The 559-nt window shown below is 39.4% G+C and carries 1 pseudogene; it reads left to right on the top strand.

From position 1 onward, the window contains the following. Positions 1 to 229: 229 nt before the first annotated feature. Positions 230 to 559, top strand: a pseudogene (locus A1D16_RS04135) (hypothetical protein); the annotation flags it as partial.

Raw genomic sequence — 559 nt, 5'->3', positions numbered from 1 at the left:
AATATGAGCAAGGTTTATTAAAACTCTATTTGCCGAAAAAAGAGGTTGTGCTGGATCAGCCTAAAGAAATTGCAATTCAATAATTGTTTCTCATAAGCAGTTGGTTTTGGTTTAGTCCCGGTTTTTTTACACCGGGACTTTTTATTCTAACAAACTGTTAAACCAATCTCTCTAGAAAATGAAGTAATATTGCCTCACTTTTCAGCAAGCACCGAAAAATTACCAGAGAATGATTAGACGATTTTTCCTTTTTGTGGTACCGACTCTGTTATTCCTGTTTGGTCAGATGGATTTGAAGGCTCAGGTGGTTGATACAATCCCGAAACGGGACAGTAGTCATCGATTAGACACACTTCCTCTTGGTCCCGACAGTTTACCAGTGGCGCCCATTGATACAACCCTCCGGATTCTTAACCTGAATCCATACATGACCCTTCACGTTGATTCTTCTATCAATTATAAGTTGGAAATTAACAGGGCTCCGGGCAATTTTTTCTGGTTTTTACGCAATGCACCAGTAGGATTAAAGATTGGAAAAGATGATGGCACCCTCAGTTTT

This window comes from Flavihumibacter sp. CACIAM 22H1 (assembly GCF_001601815.1).
Classification (GTDB): domain Bacteria; phylum Bacteroidota; class Bacteroidia; order Chitinophagales; family Chitinophagaceae; genus Flavihumibacter.
The sequence above is the reverse complement of the archived record's forward strand: the minus strand, read 5'-3'. Positions and strand labels throughout refer to the sequence as shown.